General features: G+C 37.7%; 5 protein-coding genes and 1 pseudogene. All 6 read right to left on the bottom strand.

What is annotated here, in order from left to right; translation table 11 throughout:
* Positions 1-141: 141 nt before the first annotated feature.
* On the bottom strand, positions 142-471 hold the full coding sequence (locus tag P5674_RS23770) for a hypothetical protein (protein ID WP_014276168.1): 330 nt from the start codon (positions 469-471) through the stop codon (positions 142-144).
* A pseudogene (locus P5674_RS23765) lies at positions 464-712 on the bottom strand (hypothetical protein). Before P5674_RS23765 ends, P5674_RS23770 begins: the two are co-directional and overlap by 8 nt.
* Positions 713-849: 137 nt before the next feature.
* Positions 850-1041, bottom strand: a complete 192-nt coding sequence (locus tag P5674_RS23760) for a hypothetical protein (protein ID WP_014274621.1) — start codon at positions 1039-1041, stop codon at positions 850-852.
* A gap of 57 nt (positions 1042-1098) precedes the next feature.
* On the bottom strand, positions 1099-1308 hold the full coding sequence (locus tag P5674_RS23755) for a hypothetical protein (RefSeq protein WP_006616304.1): 210 nt from the start codon (positions 1306-1308) through the stop codon (positions 1099-1101).
* A gap of 1445 nt (positions 1309-2753) precedes the next feature.
* The gene (locus tag P5674_RS23745; RefSeq protein ID WP_006616302.1) at positions 2754-3032 is read right to left on the bottom strand and encodes a hypothetical protein; all 279 of its coding nucleotides are present in this window, start codon (positions 3030-3032) and stop codon (positions 2754-2756) included.
* A 53-nt stretch (positions 3033-3085) separates the two neighbouring features.
* Positions 3086-3336, bottom strand: a 251-nt coding sequence (locus tag P5674_RS23740; protein ID WP_315643114.1) for a hypothetical protein, incomplete at its 5' end; no start/stop codon positions are given.

Raw genomic sequence — 3336 nt, 5'->3', positions numbered from 1 at the left:
AGTTCTGCTGCTGAATGGGAGGGGTAGACCGTGAGGTCTATCTCGACCCCTAATAAAAATACATAGACACCCCCTGCAGTTAGAAACCATAGGGGGCCATTTAAGTTATTGGGTTAGCTGTTAGCTGTTAGCTGTTAGGGTTTACGCTTGTTTAGGGTTACACCGATAAAACATAGCTATAGCAGCTTGTTGAATCTTTTCGTTGGTAGTCTGGTCAGATTTTCCGATATAGATGTGATGGTTGATTTTACCGTCCCAGCCCTTCAGGTTCCAGTACGCGAAATTGTTGATAGATGTTTTTTTGCAAGCCGTAAACCTTTTGCCGTTTAACTCAACAGAGAATGACTTGTTTTTTCTCAGGTAGTCAAACCATTCGGGTGTATCTAGTTCTACACAAGTTCCACCGGGGCCCTGTAGAAAATTGCTGAAATTTCCAGTATGTAGGCTGATTACTGGTAATAACTTAGGCATTGAAGTCACCCCCCATAAAGATATCGCTACTGTAACCATTGCCACTAAAGTCGGACATAAATGATACTGGTTGAATAACTGTCTCTTGAGACGATACCCATTTTTTCTATACCGTCATAAAATCAACAGCGGCGTTATGAGCTATTTCGGCTAATTTCACCCTGGTATCTTGGTTAGCGTAGGGGATATCTCGTGACATAATTTGGGCGTAAATATCACGTGCTAATTCCGCGATAACCATTAAGCTTGCTTGTTCTTAGTTCATGGTTTTGTGTTTCCTGTTTTGACGAAATTATTTAACTTACTTGAGGATTTATGGCATGATTAAAACTCATCGTCATTTTCTTCTTCGTATTGCTTGATTTTTTAGTCCAACAATTAATTGATTGCTGTAATCAAGGAATTGTGCATAACCAGAAAAGTGCTTTCAAGCTCCAACAGACGACATTCATCAAATTGTGTAGGACAATCGGCAAGTTCTACAGCGTCCAATATAGAGACTAGCTTGCTGCTTAACCTATCACTAAGATAGGTATTTGGGTTAAGTAGTTTACCCAAGTCAATTGTCATGGTTTTATCCTATTAGTGTGTTGTTTGCCGTAGTTTACCGTCATCGCGGACGGGTATTTACTGGACTTTATCTATTAAGTGCTTTGTGTAATTCAGTTCCTTAATCAGCAATTGCTTTTTAAGTTCAGTAATGGTTAATTCTTTTTCGCAATCATCTAGTATTGACTTTAATGTTGCCAAACCATCTTCTTTATTAATGTTGTAAACTAAACTGTCTACCATAGTATTAAACTTCACAAACATCTGATTGTTGATATCTGCCATCATTGTGTTATTCTCCTAGGTCAATGAACTAATTGGAAGTCAAATGATTTGCTTCCACAGGTTTTTACCGTTGACATTAATCATGTGATATCCTCTGTTTTTCATGAAATTGGTTAATTCATTAACAGTAACCCTTGAATCTAAATAACCATCATTTTTGGCTTTTTCTATGGCCATCTTCAGAGTCTTAGGATCAATGTCTGTAACTGGTTCGATTAATTCAGGAAAACCTGCTTTTGTGGCTTGCTTATTTTGCTTAGTTTTGCTCTCAATACTTGGAGCGATAAAATGGTCTAAGAATTGTTCTGTTCCGCTAGATACTGCGAATATTTTGGTTTCTGCTAATTCCCAGTAACGGTTAAATGCTTTGATTTAATTATCTATTGATGTTTTGTATATCATTGAATGAGTAGCAATTACATCAATGGATAATCTGTAGTTAGCTATATCTTGTTTCCTTTTTTGTAGTCCTCTTTTGGTTTTAGCGTAATTAGTGCAATTATTCATATCTCTCCAAAACATTTCTAAGCGAGATGATATATTACCAAGATTTATATCCTCAATATCCGAAAGTTCTGACAATTCAAATTGATTCCCTGCAGATTCTTAACTTGTCATTGATTGTCTCTTTTTAAACCACATAGTAAACATCCTTATTTTAAGTTCGTTAAGTTCCCAAAACGTCCATAAAGGATGTATTGAGTTAATTACTTTTAAAGCGAAAGCATTAAAAATCATGTTGTGACCGGGTGTTTGGCTGCTAATTGTTATTCGACTATTTTTCCTGTTTAAGACTTTAAACAGTGAAAGCATATTTTCATTTTCAATTAATAAATTGGGGGGTGATATCCTCCCAAACCAATAAAAAATTACGTTCAAACTCCCTTTGTAACGGGTCGTAATATCAATATCTTTCTGGCTGTATCTTGCTTGTTTCTCAGTGAAGCAAATGTGCTGTTAGCTAACACTGTGTCGGTGCGATACAGTGAAGCCGCAATAGTAGCTATCTGGCTTTTACCCGTTCCACTAGACCCCCAAAGAAACAGACACCCAGCGGTTGACATTAGCGTAACAGGTGAGCAAATAAAGCTAGTAATAATTGGGAATTGAACATCCGGATAGGGTAGGATAGCACAAGCCCTACATATTGACTCAACTTGTGTCCCTAATGTACCGTCAACAATTATTTCCTCTAACTCATCTGCCATTGAATCGCGTATTAGTCTATAATCAACATAGTCCTCAGACATGGTAGTAACCTCTTAGTGTGTTGGCTTGCTGTCTGGTAGTTATCCCGCCAATATTGGGGGGATATTTTATGTTAATTAGCTGAGTTTCATCAGCTCAATTAACGCGATTAGGGTATCAGGGTCTAATTTTTGAACCTTGTTGTATAAGCTGTCAAAATCATGTTCATAGTCAAGGATTTTAGCAGTAAAATATACTCGTTATTCCCAGGTTTTGGATTTGGGTTTACCACCAAAGCCACCATTTTTTTTGCCAGACTTTAACTCAACAAAATCAATGGCTTCTTGTAGAGTGTAGCCAGAAATAGTAGATTCAAAGGTATCTAACGCTGTACTGTATTCAAGAATAAATTCCGCTAAATCGTGCTTATTCTTGGCTGAATCAAAATCATTTGAATCAGTGGTATTATCTAATTCAAGGAGTCGCTCGGCTACCCGTGTGGCTGATTGTCCTAGATTTACAGTTCCGGTAAACATCATCGTGCCGTTAGTTAGCAGCTTGTCACCTTCGACTAGGTGAAGTAGTGCTAATTCTACTGAGGTTGGCTTGTACTTCCGTTTTTCCCTTGATACTCGCTTGAATATTCTTCAATGCAGAAACGTACAGCAATTAATTGTTCCTCAAATTTCCAGCTTCTGTCATTAAAGTTCTGAAAATCACCGCTTAATCCGACACCAACGAGCCATAGGTGAGGTTGCTGTACGAGAAACATAGCGCTAGTAATTTCCAGGAATGTGCCTGATTCTCCAGATTTAACTGCACTACAAAACGCGAATTTATCGT

This window comes from Limnospira sp. PMC 289.06 (assembly GCF_032350395.1).
Taxonomy (GTDB): domain Bacteria; phylum Cyanobacteriota; class Cyanobacteriia; order Cyanobacteriales; family Microcoleaceae; genus Limnospira; species Limnospira platensis.
Note: the sequence above shows the minus strand (reverse complement) of the source record. Positions and strands in the feature narration are given on the sequence as shown.

Coding starts and splice junctions, on each gene's coding strand:
- P5674_RS23770 (WP_014276168.1), bottom strand. CDS start 471: ATGCCTAAGTTATTACCAGTAATCAGCCTACATACTGGAAATTTCAGC.
- P5674_RS23760 (WP_014274621.1), bottom strand. CDS start 1,041: ATGACAATTGACTTGGGTAAACTACTTAACCCAAATACCTATCTTAGT.
- P5674_RS23755 (WP_006616304.1), bottom strand. CDS start 1,308: ATGATGGCAGATATCAACAATCAGATGTTTGTGAAGTTTAATACTATG.
- P5674_RS23745 (WP_006616302.1), bottom strand. CDS start 3,032: ATGATGTTTACCGGAACTGTAAATCTAGGACAATCAGCCACACGGGTA.